The following is a 23,648-nucleotide window of genomic DNA, read 5'->3' on the forward strand; positions in this document are numbered from 1 at the left end:
CGCGAGGTTCAGGCGACGTGCGTGATCACCAGGGAGAGGGCGGAGGTGACGTCCTCGGCGGGCGGCGCGACGTCCGGGACGACCTCGCGGAGGGCGAGCCAGCCGTTGATCGCCTGGACGGTCGGTTTCGCCTCCACGAGCTGCGGGTCGTCCAGCCCGTACCAGGCGGCCACCTTGGACCAGCGCCACAGCCGGTGGCCCGCCGACGACATCTCCGACGAGGGGAAGCCGGCGGCGCCGCGCGCCCCGGTGATCGCGTGCCGGACGGAGTCGAGGGAGCGTCCGACCCGCTCGGCGATGTCGCGGATCGTCAGCAGCGGATCGGCCTCGACCTGGAGCACGCTGACATCGGGGGCGCTGGCCTCCACATGCTCCACCACCTCCATGATCGCCGCGGCCAGGGTGGCGCTCTGCCACGAGCAGGAGGCGCTGCCGGGCCGGTTGGCGTGCTGGGGGTCTTGGACGACCGAGACCGTGACGGCGCCGTGGGTGCGGTCGAACAGGGGGTCCAGCTCGTCCTCGTAGAGAGGGCGGCTGAGGATCAGCGCGAAGTCATAGCTCGGCATGCCGATCCTCCTCGAACGTATCTCTCCTGGGAAAGGTACCAACGCGTGCGGGATGTATGCTTGGGGCGGGAGCAGTCTCCGCGCCCGTATCATGCGCTGATTTCGCATTGCACGGCCGGGTGACGTAGACTCCTTTGTCGGTCCGTCGCCGGCCGCCTGATTCCCCTTCCTGACGTGTCCGCGTCGCGGTGTGGGTCGCGGTCGATTCTCCTCCGGGAGCCGGGCCACGTCCAATGAGCCGATCAGCGAAGCGCGGAGGACATGCCCAAGAAAGAAGGGGCCATCGAGATCGAGGGCACCGTCATCGAGTCGCTCCCGAACGCCATGTTCCGGGTGGAACTCGACAACGGGCACAAGGTGCTCGCCCACATCAGCGGCAAGATGCGGATGCACTACATCCGGATCCTGCCGGACGACCGCGTCGTTGTGGAGCTGAGCCCCTACGACCTCACGCGCGGTCGGATCGTTTACCGCTACAAGTGAACAAGCCATCCCACTGGGGTTGCCTTCCCCGCGCGTGGCGGCGCGGGGGTGACCCTAATCTCCAGGAGACCCAGTGAAGGTCAAGCCGAGCGTCAAGAAGATCTGCAAGAACTGCCGGGTCATCCGGCGGCACGGCCGGGTCATGGTCATCTGCTCTGACCCGCGCCACAAGCAGCGCCAGGGCTGACGGCCCGGAGCCGCACACAGGCAAGCGCATCGCAACCTTCGCATTCCAGGGTGGCCGTACGGTCCGTTCCGGGCCGTACGGCACCGGTGTGTGAAGGGGCCACCCCCGGATCGACGGAGGCCGGGGCCGCCACCCGGGCAGGGTGTTCGCGGACGCGATGCGTCCATACCTCCGCACTATGAAGGGAAACTGCCCATATGGCACGCCTCCTCGGCGTCGACCTCCCGCGCGACAAGCGCCTGGAGGTCGCTCTCACCTACATCTTCGGCATCGGCCGGACGCGGGCGCTGGAGACCCTCGCGGGCACCGGCATCAGCGGCGACCTGCGGGTGCACCAGCTCGGCGACGACGAGATGGTGAAGCTCCGCGACTGGATCGAGGCGAACTACAAGATCGAGGGTGATCTTCGCCGCGAGGTCCAGGCGGACATCCGCCGCAAGATCGAGATCGGCTGCTACCAGGGCATCCGGCACCGCCGCGGGCTTCCCGTGCACGGTCAGCGCACGCAGACCAACGCGCGTACCCGCAAGGGCAAGAAGAAGACGGTCGCCGGCAAGAAGAAGGCCGGCAAGAAGTAGTCCGGAGTCCGGTCCTCCGGATCGATGACCTCACGAGTAGAGAGAGCAGATGCCTCCTAAGAGCCGTCCAGGCGCCAAGAAGGTGCGCCGCAAGGAAAAGAAGAACATCGCTCACGGGCACGCCCACATCAAGAGCACGTTCAACAACACGATCGTCTCGATCACCGACCCCAACGGCAACGTGATCTCCTGGGCCTCCTCGGGCCACGTCGGGTTCAAGGGCTCCCGCAAGTCCACGCCGTACGCCGCGCAGCAGGCCGCCGAGGCCGCCGCCCGGCGCGCGATGGAGCACGGGATGCGCAAGGTCGACGTCTTCGTGAAGGGCCCGGGCTCGGGCCGCGAGACCGCCATCCGGTCGCTCCAGGCGACCGGCCTCGAGGTCGGCTCGATCCAGGACGTCACGCCCGTTCCGCACAACGGCTGCCGCCCGCCCAAGCGTCGCCGGGTCTGAGGCAGGGGAGAACACGAAACCATGGCTCGTTACACCGGTGCGGACTGCAAGCTCTGCCGCCGCGAGAAGATGAAGCTGTTCCTCAAGGGCAGCAAGTGCGAGGGCCCCAAGTGCCCGATCGAGATCCGTCCCTACCCGCCGGGTGAGCACGGTCGCGGTCGGCCGAAGGAGACCGAGTACCTGCTGCAGCTCCGCGAGAAGCAGAAGGCACGGCGCATCTACGGCGTGCTGGAGCGGCAGTTCCACAACTACTACGTCGAGGCGAACCGCCAGCAGGGCAAGACGGGCGACAACCTGCTCGCCCTCCTGGAGCGGCGGCTCGACAACGTCGTCTACCGCGCGGGCTTCGCCAAGTCCCGCGACATGGCCCGCCAGCTCATCCGGCACGGCCACATCAGGGTCAACGGCAGGAAGGTCAACATCCCGTCGGCCCTGGTCTCCGAGGCCGACATCGTCGACGTCAAGCCCAAGTCGCTGGAGATGACGCCGTTCCAGGTCGCCAAGGCCGAGGTCGGCGAGCGTCCCGTCCCGGCGTGGCTCGGCGTGGACGGCGACCGGATGCGGATCCTCGTGCACTCGCTGCCCGTCCGGCAGCAGATCGACGCTCCCGTCCAGGAGCAGCTGATCGTCGAGCTCTACTCCAAGTAAGGGCTCAACGCGTCCCGCCGGGATTCCCACGTGGGATTCCGGCGGGACGGGGAACAACCACACACGCGGTAGTCAAATAGCGGGCACCGCGGAAAGAAGGCACTACCATGCTCATCGCTCAGCGTCCGACTCTCACCGAAGAGCAGGTCGACGAGTACCGGTCCCGGTTCACCATCGAGCCGCTGGAGCCGGGCTTCGGCTACACGATCGGCAACTCGCTGCGTCGTACCCTGCTCTCCTCGATTCCCGGTGCGGCCGTCACCAGCATCCGGATCGAGGGCGTCCTGCACGAGTTCTCCACCGTGCCGGGCGTCAAGGAAGACGTCACCGACATCATCCTGAACCTCAAGGAGCTCGTCGTCTCGTCCGAGCACGACGAGCCCGTGGTCATGTACCTGCGCAAGCAGGGCCCGGGCGAGGTCACCGCGGCCGACATCGCGCCGCCCGCGGGCGTCGAGGTCCACAACCCCGACCTGCACATCGCCACGCTGAACAACAAGGCCAAGCTGGAGATGGAGCTGACGGTCGAGCGCGGCCGCGGCTACGTCTCCGCCGCGCAGAACAAGCAGCCGGGCCAGGAGATCGGCCGGATCCCGATCGACTCCATCTACTCGCCCGTGCTGAAGGTCACCTACAAGGTCGAGGCGACCCGAGTCGAGCAGCGCACCGACTTCGACCGCCTCATCCTGGACGTGGAGACCAAGCAGGCGATGCTGCCGCGCGACGCGGTCGCGTCCGCCGGCAAGACCCTCGTCGAGCTGTTCGGCCTGGCCCGTGAGCTCAACGTCGAGGCCGAGGGCATCGACATGGGCCCGTCCCCGACGGACGCGGCGCTCGCCGCCGACCTGGCCCTGCCGATCGAGGAGCTGAACCTCACGGTCCGCTCCTACAACTGCCTCAAGCGCGAGGGAATCCACTCGGTGGGCGAGCTCGTCGCCCGCTCCGAGCAGGACCTGCTCGACATCCGCAACTTCGGCGCCAAGTCGATCGAAGAGGTCAAGCAGAAGCTCAACGACATGGGCCTGTCGCTGAAGGACTCCCCGCCCGGGTTCGACCCGAGCGCGGCGGCCGACGCCTACAGCGACGACGACCAGAGCTACGCCGAGACCGAGCAGTTCTGACATCCGAGCCCGGCGGCCGGGGGCGCGTCCCCCGGCCGCCGGGACCAGCTGACACCGGTACCTGATACGGCCGGTGCAGAAAGGAAGCACCATGCCCAAGCCGACCAAGGGCGCCCGCCTCGGCAGCGGCCCCGCACACCAGCGCCTCATGCTCGCGAACCTGGCGACGGCGCTGTTCGAGCACGGCCGCATCACCACCACCGAGGCCAAGGCCCGGCGGCTGCGCCCGCTGGCGGAGAAGCTGATCACCAAGGCCAAGAAGGGCGACCTGCACAACCGTCGCCTGGTGGCCAGGACGATCCGCGACAAGTCGATCCTGCACGAGCTCTTCACCGAGATCGCGCCGCGTTTCGAGACCCGTCCGGGCGGCTACACCCGCATCACCAAGATCGGCCCGCGTAAAGGTGACGCGGCGCCGATGGCCGTGATCGAGCTGGTGCAGGAGGCGATGCCGTCCGTCTCGACCGGCAAGGCCGCGCCGACCACCAAGGCCGCGCCGAAGGCGACCGAGGACGTGCCGCTCGACAAGGCCGAGGACGCCGAGGCCACGGAGAGCGGGGCGGACGAGACCGCCGCCGACGCCAAGTCCGACGCCGGGACCGACGCCGAGAGCGGCGACGCCAAGTAGGACTCCGGTCGCCGAGGGACTCGCCTCGCGGGGTGATCAACCCCTTGGCTAATCCATTAATGGTCTAGGCCGACATGATGGATAGGGCCCGCCGCCTGCCACGGGACGGCGGGCCCTCATCTTTGCCAGACTTGATCGCATGGGCAGGTCAGGAGGACGACGATTCGCTGGGGAGCGTTTCAGGGGGGCACTCGATGAGTGCTCACCGGGAGAAGGCCGCGGTGCAGAAGGACAGCTCGGCTGACATGACCGCTCTGGTACGACTGCGGCTCGACATCTCCTACGACGGGTCGGACTTCGCGGGCTGGGCGCGGCAACCGAACCAGCGGACCGTCCAGGGGGTCATCGAGGACGCCCTGGCCCGGATGCTGCGCCTCGACCCGCCGCCGATGCTCACCGTCGCGGGCCGCACGGACGCGGGCGTCCACGCACGCGGGCAGGTCGCGCATCTGGTGGTGCCCGTCGCGGCCTACTCGGCGATCAACGGGACGATGCCGCGCCGGCTCGCCGGGCTGCTGCCGTCGGACGTCCGGGTGTGGCGCGTGTCCGTCGCGCCGGAGGGGTTCGACGCGCGGTTCTCGGCCCTGTCCCGCCGCTACGTGTACCGGGTGTGCGACAACCCGGTCGGCGTGGAGCCGTTGCGCCGCCACGACGTGCTGTGGCATCCGCGTCCGCTGAACCTCGACAGGATGAACGCGGCCGCGGGGCTGCTGCTCGGCGAGCAGGACTTCGCCGCGTACTGCCGCAAACGCGAGGGCGCGACGACGATCCGGGAGCTGCTCCGCTACGAGTGGGTTCGGGACGACCGCGACCCGCACATGGCGTTCGCGACGGTGGAGGCGGACGCGTTCTGCCATTCGATGGTGCGCGCGCTGGTCGGCGCGCTGCTGATGGTCGGGGACGGGCGCCGCGAGGTCGAATGGCCCGCCGAGGTGCTCGCCGCCCGGGTCCGCGACTCGGGCGTGACCGTGGTGCCCGCGCACGGCCTGTCGCTTGAGGAGGTCCGCTACCCGGACGACGACAGCCTCGCCAGACGCGCGCAGGAGACCCGGCGCGTCCGGACGTTGAACGCCGTCGCGGCGGCGGAGGCGGCCGCCGCGGCCGAGGAGGCGGCGCAGACACCGTCCCAGCCGGGTTCGGCCTAGGAGACGAGAAACGGCCGCGAACCGTGGGGTTCGCGGCCGTTCGCCGTCGCGGCTCAGCCCTGGGCGCGGGCCACGATCGGGCTGAGGTCGTAGTCGAGGAACTGCTGGGCGACCTGCTTGAACATCGGGTCGCCGGGCTTGGCCTTCTTGCCGTCCGCCCACTGCACGTAGGCGTAGGCGACATACCTGCCGCGGAAGGTGACGGCGGCGTAACCGCCCGCCCGGTCGAGGTCGGGGGCGTTCTTGCCGCCGAGGCCGCGGAACCACTCGTACTTGGCCGGGTCGCCCGCCTTGCTGACCGTGACCGCGGCCTCCTTGGTCGGCATCACCGCGATGCCGGAGGTGACGGCGAGCGCCCGTTCCCGGTCGATGAACGTGGCGCGGACGATCTTGCGGCACTGCGCACGTTCCAGGGCCTGGAGCATCGACCCCCTGGCCGCGTACGACACGTCGCGGTTCAGGGACCAGCGCTCGCGGGTGTAGGTCCGGCCGCCGAGGTTGATGACCTCGGTGGGGAAGACGTCACGGAACGCCAGGTCCTTGGTGTCGGTCTTCTCGTCGGTGATGTCCACGGGCGTGGACGTGGGCGCCGGGGCGGCCTGTGTCGGGGCGGGGGGCCGCACGTCCTTGCCCTTCGCGTCCTTGTCGTCGCCGGAACCCGTCCCGCCGAGGATGAACAGGGCGATGGTCGCCGTGAGGATCACCGCGGCGCTGGCGCCGATCAGCCGCGGCCGGCCGCCCTCTCCGCCGAGGTCGAACCGGCGGGGCAGGGTGGGCGGCAGGGTGTCGACCGGCAGGCCGCCCTCGGCGTGGAAGGTCGGTGTGTTGGCGGGGGGCGCCTCGGCGGCAGCCGTGTCCTTCTCGGCGGTCGCCGTGTTCGGGAACGGTCCGCTTCCGGTGGGCGGTGTGACGCCGGGCGGCAGGATCGCGTCCGGCACGAGCACGGGCGACAGGGCGGCGGATGTCGCGTCCTCCGCCTCCCTGGCCTTCTGGAACGCGGAGGGCGCCTCGGATGGCTGGTCCACGACGTCCACGACGGTCTCCTTCACTTCGGGGGCGTCCTCGTCCGGGCGGACGGCCGGGATGCCGTCCGGGTCGGTGTCACCGGTCACGAAAGGACGTTTGACGATCGGCTCCGCCGGCACGGCGCGGCGGGAGTCGACATTCGGGACGCCGACCCCGGCGACGAGCGTGCCCGGCGGGGCGGCGTCGGTCGTCTCCGGGTCGTCCGGACGGTCGTCGACGGTCTCGGCGCCGACGACGATCTCCTCACCCTCGTCCGCCGGAACCCGCCGGTCGGGACTCTCGACCCCGGCACCCGCGTCCGCCGCCGCGTTCCCGGCGTCCGCGTCGTCCTCGACGTCCGCGTCGTCGGTGGCCTCGGCCGCCCACCAGGGGGCCTCCAGGCCGAAGGCGGTCGGCTTGAAGGAGGAGGCGGGAGGCGCGTCGGCGGGCGGCGCGTCGACCGGGGGGACCGCGCCGAAGCTGGGCGGCACCGACTCGGCGGGGACGTCGCACGTCCCCGCCGAGTCGGTGGACTCCCGGGTGTCTCTAGGTCCAGACATAAGCAGAGAGGGTATTCGTACAGGTCAGTTTTGGAGGGGTTTGCCTTCGGTTTCCCTGTAGTGCAGGGCCAGCGCCAGGTTGCTGCTCTTCACCAGCTGCGTCCCGAAGACACGGACGGCGGCGTGGTACTTCGCGGCGATCTTCTTGCCGTCGGGCCGCTGCACCCACGTCATCACCAGGTAGTGGCCGCGCGCCTGGGAGGTGCCGAGCGCCTCGCCCTTGCCGTTGGACTTGGAGACGCCCTTGCCGGGCAGCGCCACGAGGAAGGCGTCCTTGTCGGCGGCGGCCTTGACGGCGAGTTCGGCCGCTTCCTCGGTCTCCAGGTTGAAAACGCCGACCGTCCCGATCAGGGATCCGCTGGTGAGGGCGTAGGTGGCCCGCAGCGCCTGCGTGCAGCCGCCCTTCTTGAGGGCCTTCTCCAGCTTCACCCCGCCGACGGAGGCGGCACAGCTCTTCGTCTGGCTCGCGGCGGTCCGCACGTACCTGTGCTTGCCGACCTTGAACTTCCCGTTCCCGAAGGCCTCCTTGAGCGTCAGCGGCTTCGGGTCGGTGGTGCGGCTCTGGAGCTTCACCGGCTCCAGGACGGGCTGCGGCGGGCTCGGGGTCGGCTGCGGCTGCTGCGGAGTGGGCTTGGACGGCGTCGCGCTCTTCTTCGACCCGGAGTCGCCCGCCAGGACGGACGACAGCGCGACGCCACCGCCGATGAGGAGGACTCCGGCGGCCACGGCGCCGCCGATGACCAGCGGGAGGTTGCGGCGCCGCTCGGCGGGCGGCGGCGCGCTCGACGGCATCGCCGGCCCGCCCGGGGGAGGCCCGAACGATCCCGTTCCCTGGGCGCCGGCACCGAACTGTCCCGGCGGGGAGAAGGCGGGCGCGTCCCCGGCGGGGGGCTCGCCGGCCCATGGGGGAGCCTGGTCCGCGAGCGCACCGAAGGGAGGCGCGCCGAACGCGTCGCCGCCACCGCTCGGCTCGGCACCGAACGGCTGGTTGCCGAACGCCTCGTCGCCGCCTGGCTCGGCTCCGAACGGCTGATCGCCCAACGGCTCGTTGCCGCCCGGCTCCGCGCCGAACGGCTGACCGCCGAACGGCTGACCGCCGAACGGCTCGTTGCCGCTTGGCTCGGCTCCGAAGGGCTGGTTACCGAACGGGTCGTCGCCGCCCGGCTCGGCGCCGAAGGGCTGGGAGCCGGGCGGCGTCGCGCCGGAGGTCTCGTCGGTCGGGGAGTAGGGGGGTGTGAAGGAGGTCTCGTCGTTGTCGGGGCCGTACGGCGGGGGTGGCGGCTGATGGGGGGGCCGGCCGCCAGGCTTACCTTGATCGCCCGGATAACCCATGGCTTGGACCTTACCGTTCCTCGTTCAGGGCTCTGGACCTTCGCGACACCCACCATGACATGGGGGTGAACCGGACGCCGGTGCTTTCGCGAAGGTCAGGAGCCGGGAGCGGGCCTGATCGTCCGACCGATCATTTCCAGCCGAAGTCCTGTGTCCACAGCGGGCCGCCGGATCCGGCCGCCCTGCCCACGCCGATCGCGCGCAGGTCGCAGTTCAGGATGTTGGCGCGGTGACCGGGGCTGTCCATCCATCCCTTCATGACGGCCTCGGCGGTCGCGTAGCCCTTCGCGATGTTCTCCGCGCCGGGGCTCGGGTAACCGGCGGCCTCCATCCGCTGCCACGGGCTGTCGCCGTTGCGGGACGTGTGGTCGAAGTAGCCGTTGGCGGCCATGTCGGCGGAGTGCCGGCGGGCCGCGGTGACGAGCCGGGCGTCGACGCGCAGGGGCTTGCAGCCCTCCTTGGCGCGCTCGGCGTTGGTGAGCGCCACCACGGCCGCCTCCGCGCCGGACGCGCCCGCGGAACCGTCCGGCGAGCCGCCGCGCGAGCGGGCCCCGCTCGTCGCGGGCGGCCTGTCGGGCTCGGGCGTCTTCTTCGGTGTGGTGCCGGGGGCGCGCATCGTCTTGAGGGGCGGTGTCGGCACGTCGGCGGGGGGCTTGGGACGGGCCTCGTCCCCGCGCTTTGGCGTGTCGCCGTCCCCGCCGTCGGGGGTCCCGGGCGTGGTCGAGGTCTCGCTCTGCGGTCCGGGCGGTACGTCGCCGGACGGTCGTGTCTTCGGCCCGGCCGCGGTGGTCCGCTCCTGCCGCGTCTCGGGCAGGACGAGCCGGTCGATCGCGATGCCGGTGCCGACGGCGAGGGCGGACGCGGTGACCGCCACGACGATGCCGGTCACACCCTTCGACCTGGAGCGCCTGCGCTCGTCGTCCGGGCGTCGTCGCCCGCCGGGCGGAGGGCCGGTGGGGGGCTTGGGGCGGCGCCGGCCGCTGGCGACGAGGGTGTCGCGATGGGGGGAGTTTCCGCGCGGGGCGGCGTCACGAGGTGCGGCGCCGGACGGCCCGTACCCGGGCCGGCGGCGGTTGGCGGGGTCACCTGGTCTGCGGGGGGTGGACAGCGGGGGCTCCCGGGTGCGGGTCGGCGCGGGCCGACGTGGACCGGTCGCCCGGCACAATATCCCCCTATACACCCCTTGTTACGGAGATCGCTCAAAAAAGATCAATACAACTACTCCATGTAACACAATTGCGGCTTACCGTTCATCGAAGCGCGACCAAGCGGACCGGAGACGGCCCGCGACCGCGACCGGCTCGTTTTGACCCTGGGGCGCGGAGCCGAGTATTCTGCCTGTTTGTTGTGTGCGTCGTTGTCCGCGGACGGCGGGCTGGAGTCGACGTGACGACGTGCCGGTGTACCCCTGACGTGCTCGCGCCGAAACGGGTGTGGGCGCCGGTTCCGGGTCCCGGCATCCCGGAGCGCCAGGTCGGACGATCCTTCGATCGGCGCAAGCAGGATTCCGCTGACGGCGCTCGCCCGCGAGGGCGAGTGAGGATCGAAACGACGAGAAACGAAGGCCTACGACCGTGCGCACGTACACCCCAAAGCCCGCTGACATCCAGCGTCAGTGGTACGTCATCGACGCGACCGATGTCGTGTTGGGTCGTCTCGCCAGCCAGGTCGCGCAGCTGCTTCGAGGCAAGCACAAGCCGATCTACGCCCCGCACCTCGACACCGGTGACTTCGTCGTCATCGTGAACGCCGAGAAGGTGGCGCTGTCCGGCAACAAGCTGGAGCAGAAGCGGGCCTACCGGCACTCCGGCTACCCGGGCGGGCTGCGCTCGGTGACCTACGCCGACCTGCTGGCCAAGCACCCCGAGCGGGCCGTGGAGAAGGCGATCAAGGGCATGCTGCCCAAGAACTCCCTCGGCCGGAAGATGTTCGGCAAGGTGAAGGTCTACGCCGGGCCGGACCACCCGCACCAGGCGCAGAAGCCGGAGCCGTTCGAGATCACCCAGATCAGCCAGACCCGGAAGTGACACCCGCGCACGGCCCGGCCGTGCGCGTCCCATGAACAGTGGCCGCCGGGGCACCCGTGGAACGGGCCCGCCGCCCTGGCCAGAAGACCCCAAGGAGATCCGTGGACGAGATCACCGAGCCGAGCGCCGAGCTCGACTCCTACGAGGACGCACCGTCCGAGTACAGCACCGAGACCCCCGAGACGGCCGGTGAGGGCTACCTCGGCAAGCCGGTCGCGACCGGCCCCGCCGCCGGCACCGGGCGCCGCAAGCAGGCCATCGCGCGGGTCCGCATCGTCCCCGGCAGCGGCAAGTGGAAGATCAACGGCCGCTCCCTGGACCAGTACTTCCCGAACAAGGTCCACCAGCAGATCGTGAACGAGCCGTTCGTGCTGCTGGGCCTGGAGGGCCAGTTCGACGTGCTCGCCCGCGTGAACGGCGGCGGCACCACCGGCCAGGCCGGTGCGCTGCGCCTCGGCATCTCCCGCGCGCTCCAGTTCAGCAACATCGAGCACCGTCCCGCGCTGAAGAAGGCGGGCTTCCTCACCCGCGACGCGCGTGTGCCGGAGCGCAAGAAGGCAGGCCTCAAGAAGGCCCGCAAGGCTCCTCAGTACAGCAAGCGCTGATTTCCAGGGGGACTCCCTGGAACCCCGCTCGACACAGGCGACCCACGACGCCGCCGCGATTCCTCATCCTGCGCATCTCGCACGGCGTCGCTACGGTCGCCTGTGTTGGTCTAGGGGGACACCCGGAACCCTCGTCCCAACACAGGCGCCCTCACCCCACCGTCACGGTTCACATGCCGTCGCCCTAGTCGCGGTGCCGGTCCAGGGGACGGTTGCCGGGAGTCCTTGTCCGGACGTGGACGGCTCTCACGCTGCGGTTGCGCCCGTTGCGGTTGGCCGTGGGGCCGGGCCTTACCTGTTCGTTCGGCCACGTTGGGACGGTCATCGTGGGGTGTGGGGGCCAGTACGGTCGGTGCCCACTAGATTTGACCGCGCGGAACGGACCGGGGTGTGTCCCTCGGAGCCGTCCGCGCGGTCTTTTCGTCATTCCGGGAGTTGAACTGTGGCTCGTCTGTTCGGGACCGATGGTGTGCGGGGACTCGCCAACCGTGAGTTGACCGCACCGCTCGTCATGGATCTGTCCGTCGCCGCGGCGCGGGTCCTGGGCGAGCAGGGCGCGTTCAAGGGACATCGGCCGCTGGCGGTGGTCGGGCGCGACCCGCGGGCCTCCGGCGAGTTCCTTGAGGCGGCCGTGGTCGCGGGCCTCGCCAGCTCCGGGGTGGACGTGCTGCGCCTCGGCGTCCTGCCGACGCCCGCCGTCGCGCACCTGACGCACGAACTGGACGCCGACCTCGGCGTGATGCTGTCGGCGTCGCACAACCCGGCGCCCGACAACGGCATCAAGTTCTTCGACCGCAGCGGCCACAAGCTCCCCGACGAGCTGGAGGACACGGTCGAGGCGCGGCTCGGCGAGCCGTGGGACCCGCCGATCGGTTCCGCTGTCGGACGGGTCCGCGAGGCGCACGGCGCCGTCGAGCAGTACGTGGCGCATCTGCTGTCGACCGTGCCGGTGTCGCTGGACGGTCTGCGCGTCGTCGTCGACTGCGCGAACGGCGCGTCCAGCGATGTGGCGCCGGAGGCGCTGCGCCGCGCCGGAGCCGAGGTGTACACGATCGGGACCGCCCCGGACGGGCTGAACATCAACCTCGGCTGCGGTTCGACGCATCTGGAGGCGTTGCAGCAGGCCGTCCTGGACTACGGCGCGGACGCGGGCATCGCCAACGACGGCGACGCCGACCGCTGCCTCGCGGTGACCGCGTCCGGGGAGATCGTGGACGGCGACCAGATCATGGCGATCCTGGCGCTCGATCTGCAGCAGTCGGGTGAGCTGACCGCCGACACCGTCGTCGCGACCGTGATGTCGAACCTCGGGTTCAAGCTCGCGATGCGGGACGCGGGCATCACCGTCGTGGAGACCGCGGTCGGCGACCGGTACGTCCTGGAGGCGATGAAGGAGGGCGGGTTCGGGTTCGGCGGCGAGCAGTCCGGCCACGTCATCATGCTGGACCACGCGACGACGGGCGACGGTGTCCTCACGGGCCTGCACCTGCTCGCCGCGATGGTGCGCAGCGGCAGCCCGCTGGACGACCTGACGAAGGTGATGACGCGGCTGCCGCAGGTGCTCATCAACGTGGAGGGCGTCGACAAGAACCGCGCCGAGACGTCACCGGAGCTGGCCATGGCCGTCTCCGTCGCCGAGGCCGACCTCGGCGACACCGGACGCGTGCTGATCCGGCCGAGCGGCACCGAGCCGATCGTCCGCGTGATGGTCGAGGCGGCGTCGGAGGAGCAGGCCCAGTCGGTCGCCGAGCAGCTCGCCGACGTCGTCCGCAACGCCCTCGGTTAGAGGCCCCGGTCACCGCGCGAACGCGTCGCCTGGTCGAGGGGGTTCGCCTCCTCGACCAGGTCCAGCTCAGCAGCGTTCGAGGAACGTTCGGAGCGCGTCGTGGTCGGCGCGGGTGACCGGGAGTGAGTACTTCTTGGCGACACCGATGTACTTGACGGCGTAGGCGCACTGGAACGCCTTCCGCGGTTTCCACTCGCCGGGGCCGGAGTCGCTCTTCTGCCGGTTGGGGACGCCCCAGACGGCGAGCAGGTTGGCGTGGTCGTTGGCGAACCGTTCCCGCCGGTCCTCGCTCCAGCGGGACGCGCCCATCCGCCAGGCCAGCGCGAGCGGGTAGATGTGGTCGATCTGCACCTCGGCGGCGTCCGCCTTGGCGAAGGTGATCTCCTTGCCGCTGTAGGGGTCGTCGAGGCGGCCGCCGAGGACGACGCAGTCGCCCTTCTTCCGGGTCGCCGTCAGGTCGCGGGCGAGGACGTCGTTGCGCTGGTCGCAGCCGTTGCGGTCGATGTCCTTCCAGCGTGTGCCGAACCGGCTCCGCTCGTAGCCGTCGCCGTCGCCCTCCGCCGCGACGCGCAGCCCGGCCAGGTCCCGCCGGGCCCCTGCCTCGTCACCGGCCGCGGAGCCGTCGCCGCTCGGTCGTGGACCACCGGTCTCGGAGAGGCCGATGTCGCCCTCGCAGGCCGCCGTGAGCAACGGGACCGCGAGCGCGAGACCCGCCACCACCCTCCGCATCATGACCTCACCGTCCTGTTTTTCCCCTATTTATACGCAATTGGCGCCTAGGAGCGGGGTTTCGGTCGGCGTTCGTCCTCGGTTTTGCGGCACCATGTGGCGGGTGCTGCATCTCAGAGCGATCGTTCCGGCGGACCGGACCGACGCGGTCTGCCAGGCCCTCGCGGACTGTCCCGGGGCCACCAACATCGTGGTGATCGACGATGCCGCCCGTTCCCCGCGCGGCGACCTGGTGACCAGCGACGTCGCCCGCGAGTCCGCCAATGAGGTCGTGAACGCCCTGCGCGGCCTCGGCGTCGACCAGGACGGGTCCATCGCGCTCGACAAGGTCGACCTCACGCTGTCGGAGCACGCCGAGGTGGCCGAGGAACGGGCGCCCGGCCACGGCGATGACGCCGTCGTGTGGGACGAGCTCGACCGGCAGGTCACCGAGGCCGCCGAACTCACCTGGTCGTTCGTCGCGTTCCTCGCGCTCGCCACGCAGCTGGCGGGGATCGCGGCGCTGATCGACTCGCCGGTCCTGGTGGTCGGCGCGATGGTGCTCGGCCCGGAGTTCGGCGCCGTCGCGGCGATCTGCTACGGGCTCGTCCGGAAGCAGCCCGGACGGATCGTGCGGGCGGTGCGGGCGCTCGTCATCGGGTTCGCCGTCGCGATCGTGATCACATATGTGTGCGCGCTGGTCAGCCGGTGGATCGGCGTGATCGAACTGCACCGGCTGCCCGACCAGCGTCCGCTCACCGCGTTCATCTACAGCCCGGACCGCTGGTCGTTCATCGTCGCGGTGCTCGCCGGTGCGGCCGGAGTGCTGTCGCTCACCGCGGGCAAGTCGTCGACGCTGGTCGGGGTTTTCATCTCCGTCACCACGGTGCCCGCCGCCGGGAACCTCGCGGTCGCGCTCGCGCTCAGGCACGGCAGCGAGATCAGCGGGTCGCTACTCCAGCTCGGCGTCAACTTCGCCGGAATGATCATCGCGGGCACGGTGACGCTACTGGTCCAGCGAGTGGTGTGGGCCGCCGTCCTGCGCGGCCGGAACCGAAGGCTCGCCCGGAGAGGAACTTAGGTCGACCCGGAGTTTGGCCGAAAGACGGAGGCACATCGCCCTTCAGGCTGACGTGGCAGGCTCCCCGGGCCGCTAGTTTCGTAGGCATGCCGATCATCGCCACCCAGGGCCTGACGATGAGGTTCCCCCGGGTGACCGCCCTGGACGACCTCTCCGTGGCCGTCGAACCGGGCGTCGTCGGGCTGGTCGGCGCCAACGGCGCCGGCAAGTCGACGCTCATCAAGATCCTGCTCGGGCTGATGCCGCCGACCTCCGGGACGGCGACCGTGCTGGGCCTCGACATCGCCCGAGACGGTCTCCGGATCCGGGAGAGCGTCGGGTTCATGCCCGAGTACGAGTGCCTGCCGCCCGACGTGTCCGCGACCGAGTTCGTCGTCCACATGGCCAGAATGTGCGGGCTGCCGCCGTCGGCCGCCCGCGAACGCGCCGCCGACACGCTCCGGCACGTCGGCCTGTACGAGGAGCGCTACCGTCCCATCGGCGGCTACTCCACCGGTATGCGCCAGCGGGTGAAGCTCGCGCAGGCCCTCGTCCACGACCCGAAGCTCGTGTTCCTGGACGAGCCCACCAACGGCCTCGACCCGGCCGGACGCGACGAGATGCTCGACCTGATCCGCCGCATCGGCGCCGAGTTCGGGATCAGCGTGCTCGTCACGTCCCACCTGCTCGGCGAGCTGGAACGGGTCTGCGACCACGTCGTCATCATCGACGGCGGGAAGCTGCTGCGGTCCCAGGCCGTCGAGGCGTACACGGCCGCGAGCGGCGTCCTCACCGTCGAGGTGGAGGAGGGACGCGACGACCTCGGGCGGCGCCTGCACGAACAGGGCGTGTCCGTCCACCCGGAGGGCCGGTTCCTCGTCGTCGACATCGCCGGTGAGACGACCTACGACCTGATCCGCGACGGTGTCGCCGACCTCGGGCTGCGGCTGATCCGGATGGAACAGCGCCGCCACCACATCGAGGAGGTCTTCCAGACCGCGCCGCAGGCTCCTTCAGGCCCGCACGCGGCCGGGACCGTTCCGCAGGGGGTGTCCCGATGAGCACGAGCACCATCCACGACATCGGGTACCGGCATTACGACGGGCGCCGCAACGGCCGCGCCTACGTGATCCGGTCCCTGTACGTCCACAACCTGCGGGCCGCGTTCGGCCTCGGCCGGCCCGTGCGCGCCAAGATCATGCCGTTCGTGCTGGCGGCGCTGATGCTGCTTCCGGCCGCCGGGTCCGTCGCCGCGTTCGCGTTCACCAAGCAGGAGGACGCGCTGATCCCGTACGCGGCCTACGCGAACCTGATGCAGGTCATCGTGGCGATCTTCCTGGCCACGCAGGCGCCGGTGCTGGCGTCGCGGGAGGTGCGCTTCCACGTCGTCCCGCTGTACTTCTCCCGTCCCGTCGGCCATCTCGACTTCGTCCTGGCCAAGGGCGCGGCGATGGCGACCGCGCTGCTGGCGCTGCTGGCCGTGCCCGTCACCGTGCTGTACGTCGGCGGCCTGGTCGCCAAGGCGCCCGACTCGAGCCAGCAGTTGCTCGACTATCTCGGCGGGCTCGTCGGGTGCGTGCTGTACGCGCTGGTCCTCGCCGCGATCGGGATGGTCGTCGCGGCGTTCACGCCCCGGCGCGGCTTCGGGGTCGCCGCGGTCATCGCCGCGTACATGGTGCCCACCGCCGTCGCGACCGCCGTCCAGGGCATCGCGGAGGCGCAGACGAACTTCACCCTCCAGGGCTGGATGGGGCTGCTCGCGCCGTTCAACCTGGTCGACATCGTGCAGGTCCGGCTGCTCGGCGCGGAGACGTCCTCGCCCGGCATCGCGCCCGGTGTCACCGGTGGCCTGGTGGCGCTGGCGTTGTGCGCCGTCATCGTCCTCGGCTCGATCGCGGTGCTGTACCGCAGGTTCCGGAAGGCGGGCCTGTCATGAGCGGAGCGAACCGGGGGGTGTGGGGGTCGTCCCCCCACAAAGGAGCACAGCATGAGTGAGTTGATTCTGGAGAACGTGTCGCGCTGGTACGGCAACGTCGTGGCCGTCAATGGGGTGTCGATGAAAATCGGCCCGGGGGTCACCGGGCTCCTCGGCCCGAACGGCGCCGGGAAGTCGACGCTGATCCACATGATGGGCGGGTTTCTCGCGCCGTCGTCCGGGAGCGTCACGCTGGACGGAACGCCGATCTGGAGCAACCCGAACATCTACCGCAGTCTCGGACTCGTCCCGGAACGCGAGTCGGCGTACGACTTCCTCACCGGTGAGCAGTTCATCGTCGCGATGGCGAAACTGCACAAGCTGCCCGACCCGACCGCCGCGGCGCGCCGCGCCATCGGCCTCGTCGAGATGGACTACGCGGCCCAGCGCACGATCGGCAAGTACTCCAAGGGCATGAAGCAGCGCATCAAGATGGCGTCGGCGCTGGTGCACGACCCGTCCGTCCTGCTGCTGGACGAGCCGTTCAACGGCATGGACCCGCGGCAGCGGATCCAGCTCATGGACCTCATCCGCCGGATGGCCGACGAGGGCCGCACGATCCTGTTCTCCTCCCACATCCTGGAGGAGGTCGAGCGGCTCGCCAGCCACATCGAGGTCATCGTCGCGGGACGGCACGCCGCGTCCGGTGACTTCCGCAAGATCCGGCGGCTGATGACGGACCGGCCGCACATCTTCCTCGTCCGCTCGTCCGACGACCGGCGGCTCGCCGCCGCCCTCATCGCGGACGGCTCGTCCCGCAGCGTGCAGCTCACCGACAAGGGCCTCCAGATCGAGGCCGTCGACTTCCAGCGGTTCACCTGGCTGCTGCCGCGCCTGGCCCGCGACACCGACGTGCGCCTCTGGGAGGTCTCCCCGGCGGACGAGTCCCTGGAAAGCGTCTTCTCCTACCTGGTGGCCCGATGAACTCCACGATCGCGATGATGACGTTCCGGTCGATGCTCGGCCGCAAGCGCGCGCTGCTCCTGCTGGGGCTTCCGCTGATCATGCTCGTCCTGGCGGTCGTCCTGCGCGCGACCGGCAACAACGACCTGGACGTCTCGTCCGACATCCTGCAGCAGTTCGGCCTCGCGACCCTGCTGCCGCTGCTCGCCCTGATCGCCGGAACGGGCGTGATCGGGCCGGAGATCGACGACGGTCAGATCATGTACGTGCTGACCAAGCCGATCCCGCGGGAGGTGATCGTGCTGACCAAGCTGGTCGTCGCGATCATCCTGGTGACGGCCTTCGCGGTCGTGCCGACGCTGCTGGCCGGTCTCGTGCTGATCGGCACGACCACCGGGGTCACGCCCGCGTTCACGGTCGGCGTCCTGGTCGGCGGTGTCGCCTACAGCGCCGTGTTCGTCGCGCTCGGCGTGGCCAGCCGCAACGCCGCCACGATCGGGCTGCTCTACGCGCTGGTGTGGGAGTCGCTGCTCGGCAGGTTCGCGCCGGGCGCGAAGTCGGCGTCCATCCAGCAGTGGTCGCTGTCCGTCACGGACGCGCTCACCGACGCGTCGCCCGTGGTCTCGACGGTGCGGCTGGCCGTGGCGATCTCCCTGCTGGTCGTGGTCACGCTCGTGGCGACGTTCCTGGCCACCTTCCGGCTCCGCACCCTCACGGTCGCCAGCGCCGACTGACGCGCCGACCGTCACGCTTTTGTGATCGATCGGACCGACCGGGTGGGAGCCGATGCACCAGGATTGAGCGCCCACGAAGGAGGTCCCCATGGTCGCCTCTCCCCGGTCGCCCGATCTCGTCCAGCCGCCGAGCGGGGCCTCCGTTCCCGCGCTCATCGGCCTCGGAGCGAACGCGGTCATGCTGAACATCGTCACCGTCGTCGGGGTGTGGACGGTCTACGTGGTCGACGACGGCACGGAACAGGCCCGGAACGCGGGCGACCTCCTCGCGTTCGGGTCGTTCGTGGCGGCGCTGCTGATCGTCGCCACCGGCGTCGCCGTGATCGCCTGGCTGTGGCGGGCGCGGACGAACGCCGACGCCATCGACGACCTCTCGGCGAGCTGGTCACGACCCTGGGCGATCCTCGGCTGGATCGTGCCGATCATGAACCTGTGGGTGCCGCGCGGCGTCGTCGGCGCCGTGTGGAGCGTCAGCGCCCCGCACCGCGAGTCGGCGTGGCCGGTGAACCTGTGGTGGACGGCCTACCTGGCGTACCTGATCGGTGGACGCGTCGCCAGCACGGACCCCGCCGACGGGTTCCGCTCGGACATCTACCCTTTCGTCACCTTCACCGGCGCCCTCGCGGCCCTGCTCGCGATGATGGTCGTCTGGCGGATCACCCGTTTCCAGGAGGCACAGGCCGTCCGCCTCCGGGAGGCCCTCGCGCCCGGACACTAAGCGGACTTTGGGACACGCCTGTCAGACGCGGTCCTGACTGTGCGGCTCCCCGCGTGTTACAACGGCACAGAGGGCTGTGAATCGTCGAACACAGGAGTGCTCCCATGGCAGTGTCGCGCCGTCAGGTCCTGGCCGGAACGGGAGTGGTGGGGGCGGGGATCGTCTTCAACGGTGCCGTCGAGCACCTGTTCCCGGGCGAGAAGGCCGACGCGACGATCATGCGCCGCGACGGGTACGGGCCGCTGGTCGCCGACCCGAACGGTTTACTGGACCTGCCGCGCGGCTTCCGCTACACCGTGCTGTCCCGCGAGGGCGAACCGCTGCGCTCGGGGGAAGGACCGGTGCCGAGCCGCTGCGACGGCATGGCGGCGTTCCCCGGCGCGAAGGACAGGACGTGGCTCGTCCGCAACCATGAGAACCCGCCGTCCGCCGCGCACCGCGTTCCGGCCGTCAAGGGGCTCACCTACGATCCCGCCGGGCTCGGCGGCTGCACGGCCCTGGAGGTCGACCGGTCGGGACGTGTCCACACCGAACGCGTCGCCATCGCCGGGACCGCCGTCAACTGCGCGGGCGGCCCCACCCCCTGGAACACCTGGCTGACCTGCGAGGAGACCGAGGAGAAGGCGGGCTCCGGCAACTACACCAAGGACCACGGCTTCATCTTCGAGGTCGATCCGTACCGGCCGGACAAGACCGTCCCCGAGCCGCTGACCGCGATGGGACGCTTCGCGCACGAGGCGGTCGCCGTCGACCCGCGCGACGGCACCGTGTACGAGACCGAGGACGCGTTCGAGAAGCCGTTCGGCCTCTTCTACCGGTTCCTGCCGGACAAGCCGCGCCGCGGGTTCGGCGGCCTGCGGGCCGGTGGACGGCTGGAGGCGCTGCGCGTCCCCGACGTCCCCGACCTGTCGGTGGTGAAGGAACCCGGCCAGGTGTTCGACCGCGTCGAGTGGGCGCCGGTGCCCGACCCCCTCGCGAAGAAGACGCCGATCCGTTTCCAGGACTTCGGGCGGGGCGGCATCACCCACGCGCAGAAGCTGGAGGGCTGCTACTGGGGCGGCGACCGCGTCTACTTCGTGTCGAGCTTCGCCCGCAAGAAGGACGGGTCGAGCGCCGACCATTTCGGGCAGGTGTGGTCGTACGAGCCGAACCGGCGCCGCCTCACCCTCGTCATCGTCTTCGGCCCGGACACCCGCACCTGGCTGCCGGGCGAGTCGCCGGACAACATCTGCCTGGCGCCCGAGGGCGGCCTGATGGTGTGCGAGGACGGCGGCGGCGCCCAGCACGTCTACGGCGTGACCCGCCAGCGCGAGGTCTACCCGATGGCCAGGAACAGCAACAACATCGGCACCGAAGACGACCCCGAGTGGGGAGAGTTCGCGGGCGTCACATTCTCCCCGGACAAACGCACGATGTACGTCAACGTCTACCGACCGGGCACCACCTTCGCCATCACGGGCCCTTGGCAGGGCCGCTAGATACGACGCAGTTTGACGCGTTGGACGGTGTGGTCGCGGCCCTTGTGGAGGACGAGGGTGGCGCGGGCGCGGGTCGGGAGGATGTTGGAGACGAGGTTGATCTCGTTGACGTCCCGCCAGACGCGCTGGGCGAACGCGGCGGTCTCGTCCTCGTCGAGTTCCTGCGCGTACTTGTGGAAGTAGGAGCGCGGGTCGGTGAACGCGGTGCGGCGCAGCGCGAACAGGCGGTCGACGTACCATTGCCGGATGTCCTCGACCCGGGCGTCGACATAGATGGAGAAGTCGAAGAAGTCGGATACGCCCAGGGCGCCGGGCGGTGGCGCCTGAAGGACGTTCAGGCCCTCGACGATCAGGATGTCGGGGCGCCGGACGGTCTGTGCCGCGCCCGCGACGATGTCGTACTCCAGGTGCGAGTACACCGGGATCGGCACCTCGGCCGCACCGGACTTGATCGACGACACGAACCGGACGAGGGAACGGCGGTCGTACGACTCCGGAAACCCCTTACGGTCCATGATCCCGCGCTCGGACAGGACGGCGTTCGGGTACAGGAAGCTGTCGGTGGTGACCAATTCCACTGTCGGGTGCTCGGGCCAGCGGGCGAGGAGCGTCCGCAGAAGCCGTGACGTGGTGGACTTGCCGACGGCGACGCTGCCCGCGACCCCGATGATGAACGGGGTGGGCTCCACCTCCCCGCCGAGGAAGTCGCCGACGGTGTCGCGAAGCCGTCCCTCCGACTGGAAGAACAGGTTGAGTAACCGCGACAGCGGCAGGTACACCTCCTCGACCTCGGCGATGTCGATCGGGTCCTTGAGGCCGCGCAGCGCGTTCAGCTCACCGGGGGTGAGGGGCAGCGGCGTGTTCTCGCGCAGGCCGCGCCACACTTCGCGGGGTAGTTCCACGTAGGGGCTCGGCGCGCCGTCCCATCCGGTCGTCATGACTGAACAGTAACCGTCGGGTCGACCGGCCACGGCTGTTCCCCTCCCGGCGGGCCCGCCCGCTCCGTTCCAGGTAGGCCCCTGGCCTGGGATTGAATAGAGTTGCCGGCATGTGCGGAATCGTGGGGTACGTAGGCGGCCGGGCGGCGCTCGACGTGGTCGTCGAGGGGTTGGCGCGGCTGGAGTACCGCGGCTACGACTCGGCCGGGGTGGCCGTGCTGGCCGATGGGAAGCTGGCGACGGCGAAGCGGGCGGGCAAGCTCGTGAACCTCCGGGGCGTCCTGGAGGAGGATCCGCCGCCCGCCGGGACGCTCGGCATGGGGCACACGCGGTGGGCGACGCACGGTCCGCCGAACGACCGCAACGCCCACCCGCACGTCGACTGCACCGGCTCCGTCGCGGTGATCCACAACGGGATCATCGAGAACTTCGCGGAGCTGCGGGCCGAGCTGGAGGAGAGCGGGCACGGGCTCGCCTCCGACACCGACACCGAGGCCGTCGCGCACCTGCTGGAGGAGGAGCTGAAGGCGGGCGACGGGCTCGCCGCGGCGATGCGCCGCGTGTGCGGGCGGCTGGACGGCGCGTTCACGCTGGTCGCCATGCACACCGGCGACCCCGACCTGGTGGTCGGCGCGCGCCGTAACTCGCCGCTGGTCGTCGGGGTGGGCGAGGGGGAGAACTTCCTCGCCAGCGATGTCGCCGCGTTCATCGCGCACACCAGGGACGCGATCGAGCTGGGCCAGGACCAGATCGTCGAGCTGCGCGCCGACGGGGTGCGGATCACCGACTTCGAGGGGCGTCCCGCCGAGGTGAAGGAGTACCACGTCGACTGGGACGTGTCCGCCGCGGAGAAGGGCGGCTACGACTACTTCATGCTCAAGGAGATCGCCGAGCAGCCGCGGGCGGTCGCCGACACCCTGCTCGGCCGGATCGGCGCCGACGGCCGTCTCCGCCTGGACGAGATGCGCATCTCCGACCGCGAGCTGCGCGAGGTCGACAAGATCATCATTGTGGCGTGCGGGACGTCCTACCATGCCGGGCTGATCGCCAAGTACGCGATCGAGCACTGGGCGGGGCTGCCGTGCGAGGTGGAGCTGGCCAGCGAGTTCCGGTACCGCGACCCGATCCTGTCGCCGACGACGCTGGTCATCGCGATCTCCCAGTCGGGGGAGACGATGGACGCGCTGATGGCCGTCCGGCACGCGCGGGAGCAACGGGCCAAGCTGCTCGGCATCTGCAACGTCAACGGCTCGACGCTGCCGCGCGAGTGCGACGGCGTCCTGTACACGCACGCGGGCCCGGAGATCGCGGTCGCGTCCACCAAGGCGTTCCTCACGCAGCTCGTCGCCGTCTATCTCATCGCCCTCTACATCGCGCAGACCCGCGGCACCAAGTGGGGCGACGAGGTGTTCGCCATGGTGCAGCTCCTGGAGCGGATGCCGGAGAAGGTGGAGAAGGTCCTGGAGACCATGGAGCCCGTCCGGGAGCTGGCCCGGTCGCTGGCCGGTGAGCGGTGCGTGCTGTTCCTCGGCCGCCATGTCGGCTTCCCGGTCGCGCTGGAGGGCGCGCTGAAGCTCAAGGAACTGGCGTACATGCACGCGGAGGGCTTCGCCGCGGGCGAGTTGAAGCACGGCCCGATCGCGCTGATCGAGGAGGACCTGCCGGTCGTGGTGGTCGTGCCGCCACGGGCACGGGACGTCCTGCACGACAAGATCGTCTCCAATATCCAGGAGATCCGGGCCCGGGGCGCCCGGACGATCGTGATCGCCGAGGAGGGCGACGAGTCCGTCGTGCCGTACGCGGACACGCTGATCGGCGTTCCGGCCGTCCCGACGCTGCTCCAGCCGCTGGTCACGACCGTCCCGCTCCAGGTGTTCGCGTGCGAGTTGGCCACGGCGAAGGGCCATGACGTCGACCAGCCCCGCAACCTCGCCAAGTCCGTCACGGTCGAGTAGCGGCGGAACGTTCCGGAAACCGGGCCCCGATCCGGGAAGGGTCGGGGCCCGTGGACG

The 23,648-nt window shown here is 70.3% G+C and carries 25 protein-coding genes; 19 read left to right on the forward strand and 6 right to left on the reverse strand.

The features are described from left to right. Window positions 1-8 precede the first annotated feature (8 nt). A complete protein-coding gene (locus D0T12_RS06110; protein ID WP_117398394.1) occupies window positions 9-566 on the reverse strand; it encodes a hypothetical protein in 558 nt (185 codons plus the stop codon). A gap of 261 nt (window positions 567-827) precedes the next feature. On the opposite strand from D0T12_RS06110, the gene infA reads away from it, so the two are divergent. The 8 genes from infA to truA all read left to right on the forward strand — a co-directional run bounded on the left by infA (window position 828) and on the right by truA (window position 5,807). Continuing rightward, window positions 828-1,049: a translation initiation factor IF-1 gene (infA, locus tag D0T12_RS06115; protein ID WP_018657567.1), complete on the forward strand. Its 222-nt coding sequence runs from the start codon at window positions 828-830 to the stop codon at window positions 1,047-1,049. Window positions 1,050-1,122: 73 nt separating this feature from the next. Continuing rightward, window positions 1,123-1,236, forward strand: coding sequence for a 50S ribosomal protein L36 (gene rpmJ, locus D0T12_RS06120; RefSeq protein WP_026404072.1), 114 nt, complete (start codon window positions 1,123-1,125; stop codon window positions 1,234-1,236). A 197-nt stretch (window positions 1,237-1,433) separates the two neighbouring features. Further along, on the forward strand, window positions 1,434-1,814 hold the full coding sequence (rpsM, locus tag D0T12_RS06125; RefSeq protein WP_117398395.1) for a 30S ribosomal protein S13: 381 nt from the start codon (window positions 1,434-1,436) through the stop codon (window positions 1,812-1,814). Between the two features lie 49 nt (window positions 1,815-1,863). Then, window positions 1,864-2,265 carry a 30S ribosomal protein S11 gene (gene rpsK, locus D0T12_RS06130; RefSeq protein ID WP_117398397.1) on the forward strand — a complete coding sequence of 134 codons (402 nt, stop codon included), beginning with the start codon at window positions 1,864-1,866 and terminating at the stop codon, window positions 2,263-2,265. A 21-nt stretch (window positions 2,266-2,286) separates the two neighbouring features. After that, entirely contained in the window at window positions 2,287-2,913 is a 627-nt protein-coding gene (gene rpsD / locus D0T12_RS06135; RefSeq protein WP_117398398.1) for a 30S ribosomal protein S4, read from the forward strand. Window positions 2,914-3,020: 107 nt separating this feature from the next. Then, complete coding sequence (locus D0T12_RS06140; RefSeq protein ID WP_117398400.1) at window positions 3,021-4,034, forward strand: DNA-directed RNA polymerase subunit alpha; 1,014 nt, start codon at window positions 3,021-3,023, stop codon at window positions 4,032-4,034. A 91-nt stretch (window positions 4,035-4,125) separates the two neighbouring features. Next, complete coding sequence (rplQ, locus tag D0T12_RS06145; protein ID WP_117398401.1) at window positions 4,126-4,662, forward strand: 50S ribosomal protein L17; 537 nt, start codon at window positions 4,126-4,128, stop codon at window positions 4,660-4,662. A gap of 245 nt (window positions 4,663-4,907) precedes the next feature. Beyond that, window positions 4,908-5,807 (forward strand): tRNA pseudouridine(38-40) synthase TruA, encoded by a 900-nt coding sequence (gene truA / locus D0T12_RS06150; RefSeq protein ID WP_199487364.1) that lies wholly within the window; start codon window positions 4,908-4,910, stop codon window positions 5,805-5,807. Between the two features lie 53 nt (window positions 5,808-5,860). On the opposite strand, the gene D0T12_RS06155 is transcribed toward truA, so the two are convergent. From D0T12_RS06155 to D0T12_RS35810, 3 genes are all read right to left on the reverse strand, one after another. After that, window positions 5,861-7,372 (reverse strand): hypothetical protein, encoded by a 1,512-nt coding sequence (locus D0T12_RS06155; protein ID WP_147339409.1) that lies wholly within the window; start codon window positions 7,370-7,372, stop codon window positions 5,861-5,863. A 24-nt stretch (window positions 7,373-7,396) separates the two neighbouring features. After that, window positions 7,397-8,704, reverse strand: coding sequence for a hypothetical protein (locus tag D0T12_RS06160; RefSeq protein ID WP_117398403.1), 1,308 nt, complete (start codon window positions 8,702-8,704; stop codon window positions 7,397-7,399). A gap of 130 nt (window positions 8,705-8,834) precedes the next feature. Beyond that, on the reverse strand, window positions 8,835-9,593 hold the full coding sequence (locus tag D0T12_RS35810; RefSeq protein WP_199487319.1) for a CAP domain-containing protein: 759 nt from the start codon (window positions 9,591-9,593) through the stop codon (window positions 8,835-8,837). A 685-nt stretch (window positions 9,594-10,278) separates the two neighbouring features. Here D0T12_RS35810 and rplM point away from each other — a divergent pair. The 3 genes from rplM (at window position 10,279) to glmM (ending at window position 13,122) form a co-directional block, all read left to right on the forward strand. Beyond that, on the forward strand, window positions 10,279-10,731 hold the full coding sequence (gene rplM, locus D0T12_RS06170) for a 50S ribosomal protein L13 (RefSeq protein WP_117398404.1): 453 nt from the start codon (window positions 10,279-10,281) through the stop codon (window positions 10,729-10,731). A gap of 101 nt (window positions 10,732-10,832) precedes the next feature. After that, window positions 10,833-11,336 (forward strand): 30S ribosomal protein S9, encoded by a 504-nt coding sequence (gene rpsI / locus D0T12_RS06175; protein ID WP_117398405.1) that lies wholly within the window; start codon window positions 10,833-10,835, stop codon window positions 11,334-11,336. A 442-nt stretch (window positions 11,337-11,778) separates the two neighbouring features. Continuing rightward, complete coding sequence (glmM, locus tag D0T12_RS06180; protein WP_117398406.1) at window positions 11,779-13,122, forward strand: phosphoglucosamine mutase; 1,344 nt, start codon at window positions 11,779-11,781, stop codon at window positions 13,120-13,122. A 66-nt stretch (window positions 13,123-13,188) separates the two neighbouring features. Here glmM and D0T12_RS06185 read toward each other — a convergent pair whose 3' ends face one another. After that, a complete protein-coding gene (locus D0T12_RS06185; RefSeq protein ID WP_117398407.1) occupies window positions 13,189-13,854 on the reverse strand; it encodes an HNH endonuclease family protein in 666 nt (221 codons plus the stop codon). Window positions 13,855-13,954: 100 nt separating this feature from the next. Here D0T12_RS06185 and D0T12_RS06190 point away from each other — a divergent pair, with 100 nt between their 5' ends. The 7 genes from D0T12_RS06190 (at window position 13,955) to D0T12_RS06220 (ending at window position 20,698) form a co-directional block, all read left to right on the forward strand. After that, window positions 13,955-14,911: a DUF389 domain-containing protein gene (locus D0T12_RS06190; protein ID WP_117398939.1), complete on the forward strand. Its 957-nt coding sequence runs from the start codon at window positions 13,955-13,957 to the stop codon at window positions 14,909-14,911. An 86-nt stretch (window positions 14,912-14,997) separates the two neighbouring features. Next, a complete protein-coding gene (locus tag D0T12_RS06195; RefSeq protein ID WP_117398409.1) occupies window positions 14,998-15,951 on the forward strand; it encodes an ABC transporter ATP-binding protein in 954 nt (317 codons plus the stop codon). After that, window positions 15,948-16,826, forward strand: a complete 879-nt coding sequence (locus tag D0T12_RS06200; protein ID WP_117398411.1) for an ABC transporter permease — start codon at window positions 15,948-15,950, stop codon at window positions 16,824-16,826. Before D0T12_RS06195 ends, D0T12_RS06200 begins: the two co-directional genes overlap by 4 nt. Before the next feature lie 51 nt (window positions 16,827-16,877). Next, complete coding sequence (locus D0T12_RS06205) at window positions 16,878-17,789, forward strand: ABC transporter ATP-binding protein (RefSeq protein WP_117398413.1); 912 nt, start codon at window positions 16,878-16,880, stop codon at window positions 17,787-17,789. Continuing rightward, window positions 17,786-18,502 (forward strand): ABC transporter permease, encoded by a 717-nt coding sequence (locus D0T12_RS06210; RefSeq protein WP_117398415.1) that lies wholly within the window; start codon window positions 17,786-17,788, stop codon window positions 18,500-18,502. The genes D0T12_RS06205 and D0T12_RS06210 overlap by 4 nt, the downstream gene beginning before the upstream one ends. A gap of 88 nt (window positions 18,503-18,590) precedes the next feature. After that, window positions 18,591-19,220: a DUF4328 domain-containing protein gene (locus tag D0T12_RS06215; protein ID WP_117398416.1), complete on the forward strand. Its 630-nt coding sequence runs from the start codon at window positions 18,591-18,593 to the stop codon at window positions 19,218-19,220. 104 nt (window positions 19,221-19,324) lie between these two features. Beyond that, a complete protein-coding gene (locus D0T12_RS06220; RefSeq protein WP_117398418.1) occupies window positions 19,325-20,698 on the forward strand; it encodes an alkaline phosphatase PhoX in 1,374 nt (457 codons plus the stop codon). Here the strand turns inward: D0T12_RS06220 and coaA are convergent. Next, complete coding sequence (coaA, locus tag D0T12_RS06225; protein WP_233525867.1) at window positions 20,695-21,636, reverse strand: type I pantothenate kinase; 942 nt, start codon at window positions 21,634-21,636, stop codon at window positions 20,695-20,697. The two genes, D0T12_RS06220 and coaA, sit on opposite strands and share 4 nt — an antisense overlap. Window positions 21,637-21,746: 110 nt before the next feature. Here coaA and glmS point away from each other — a divergent pair, with 110 nt between their 5' ends. After that, a complete protein-coding gene (gene glmS / locus D0T12_RS06230; RefSeq protein ID WP_117398420.1) occupies window positions 21,747-23,591 on the forward strand; it encodes a glutamine--fructose-6-phosphate transaminase (isomerizing) in 1,845 nt (614 codons plus the stop codon). Window positions 23,592-23,648 lie beyond the last annotated feature (57 nt).

Source organism: Actinomadura spongiicola (assembly GCF_003432485.1).
Classification (GTDB): domain Bacteria; phylum Actinomycetota; class Actinomycetes; order Streptosporangiales; family Streptosporangiaceae; genus Spirillospora; species Spirillospora spongiicola.

Excerpts from the sequence above, each read along its gene's own strand:
- D0T12_RS06110 (WP_117398394.1), bottom strand. The coding sequence starts at position 566 with ATGCCGAGCTATGACTTCGCGCTGATCCTCAGCCGCCCTCTCTACGAG.
- infA (WP_018657567.1), top strand. The coding sequence starts at position 828 with ATGCCCAAGAAAGAAGGGGCCATCGAGATCGAGGGCACCGTCATCGAG.
- rpsM (WP_117398395.1), top strand. The coding sequence starts at position 1,434 with ATGGCACGCCTCCTCGGCGTCGACCTCCCGCGCGACAAGCGCCTGGAG.
- rpsK (WP_117398397.1), top strand. The coding sequence starts at position 1,864 with ATGCCTCCTAAGAGCCGTCCAGGCGCCAAGAAGGTGCGCCGCAAGGAA.
- rpsD (WP_117398398.1), top strand. The coding sequence starts at position 2,287 with ATGGCTCGTTACACCGGTGCGGACTGCAAGCTCTGCCGCCGCGAGAAG.
- D0T12_RS06140 (WP_117398400.1), top strand. The coding sequence starts at position 3,021 with ATGCTCATCGCTCAGCGTCCGACTCTCACCGAAGAGCAGGTCGACGAG.
- rplQ (WP_117398401.1), top strand. The coding sequence starts at position 4,126 with ATGCCCAAGCCGACCAAGGGCGCCCGCCTCGGCAGCGGCCCCGCACAC.
- truA (WP_199487364.1), top strand. The coding sequence starts at position 4,908 with ATGACCGCTCTGGTACGACTGCGGCTCGACATCTCCTACGACGGGTCG.
- D0T12_RS06155 (WP_147339409.1), bottom strand. The coding sequence starts at position 7,372 with ATGTCTGGACCTAGAGACACCCGGGAGTCCACCGACTCGGCGGGGACG.
- D0T12_RS06160 (WP_117398403.1), bottom strand. The coding sequence starts at position 8,704 with ATGGGTTATCCGGGCGATCAAGGTAAGCCTGGCGGCCGGCCCCCCCAT.
- D0T12_RS06185 (WP_117398407.1), bottom strand. The coding sequence starts at position 13,854 with ATGATGCGGAGGGTGGTGGCGGGTCTCGCGCTCGCGGTCCCGTTGCTC.
- D0T12_RS06195 (WP_117398409.1), top strand. The coding sequence starts at position 14,998 with ATGCCGATCATCGCCACCCAGGGCCTGACGATGAGGTTCCCCCGGGTG.
- D0T12_RS06200 (WP_117398411.1), top strand. The coding sequence starts at position 15,948 with ATGAGCACGAGCACCATCCACGACATCGGGTACCGGCATTACGACGGG.
- D0T12_RS06205 (WP_117398413.1), top strand. The coding sequence starts at position 16,878 with ATGAGTGAGTTGATTCTGGAGAACGTGTCGCGCTGGTACGGCAACGTC.
- D0T12_RS06210 (WP_117398415.1), top strand. The coding sequence starts at position 17,786 with ATGAACTCCACGATCGCGATGATGACGTTCCGGTCGATGCTCGGCCGC.
- D0T12_RS06215 (WP_117398416.1), top strand. The coding sequence starts at position 18,591 with ATGGTCGCCTCTCCCCGGTCGCCCGATCTCGTCCAGCCGCCGAGCGGG.
- D0T12_RS06220 (WP_117398418.1), top strand. The coding sequence starts at position 19,325 with ATGGCAGTGTCGCGCCGTCAGGTCCTGGCCGGAACGGGAGTGGTGGGG.
- coaA (WP_233525867.1), bottom strand. The coding sequence starts at position 21,636 with ATGACGACCGGATGGGACGGCGCGCCGAGCCCCTACGTGGAACTACCC.
- glmS (WP_117398420.1), top strand. The coding sequence starts at position 21,747 with ATGTGCGGAATCGTGGGGTACGTAGGCGGCCGGGCGGCGCTCGACGTG.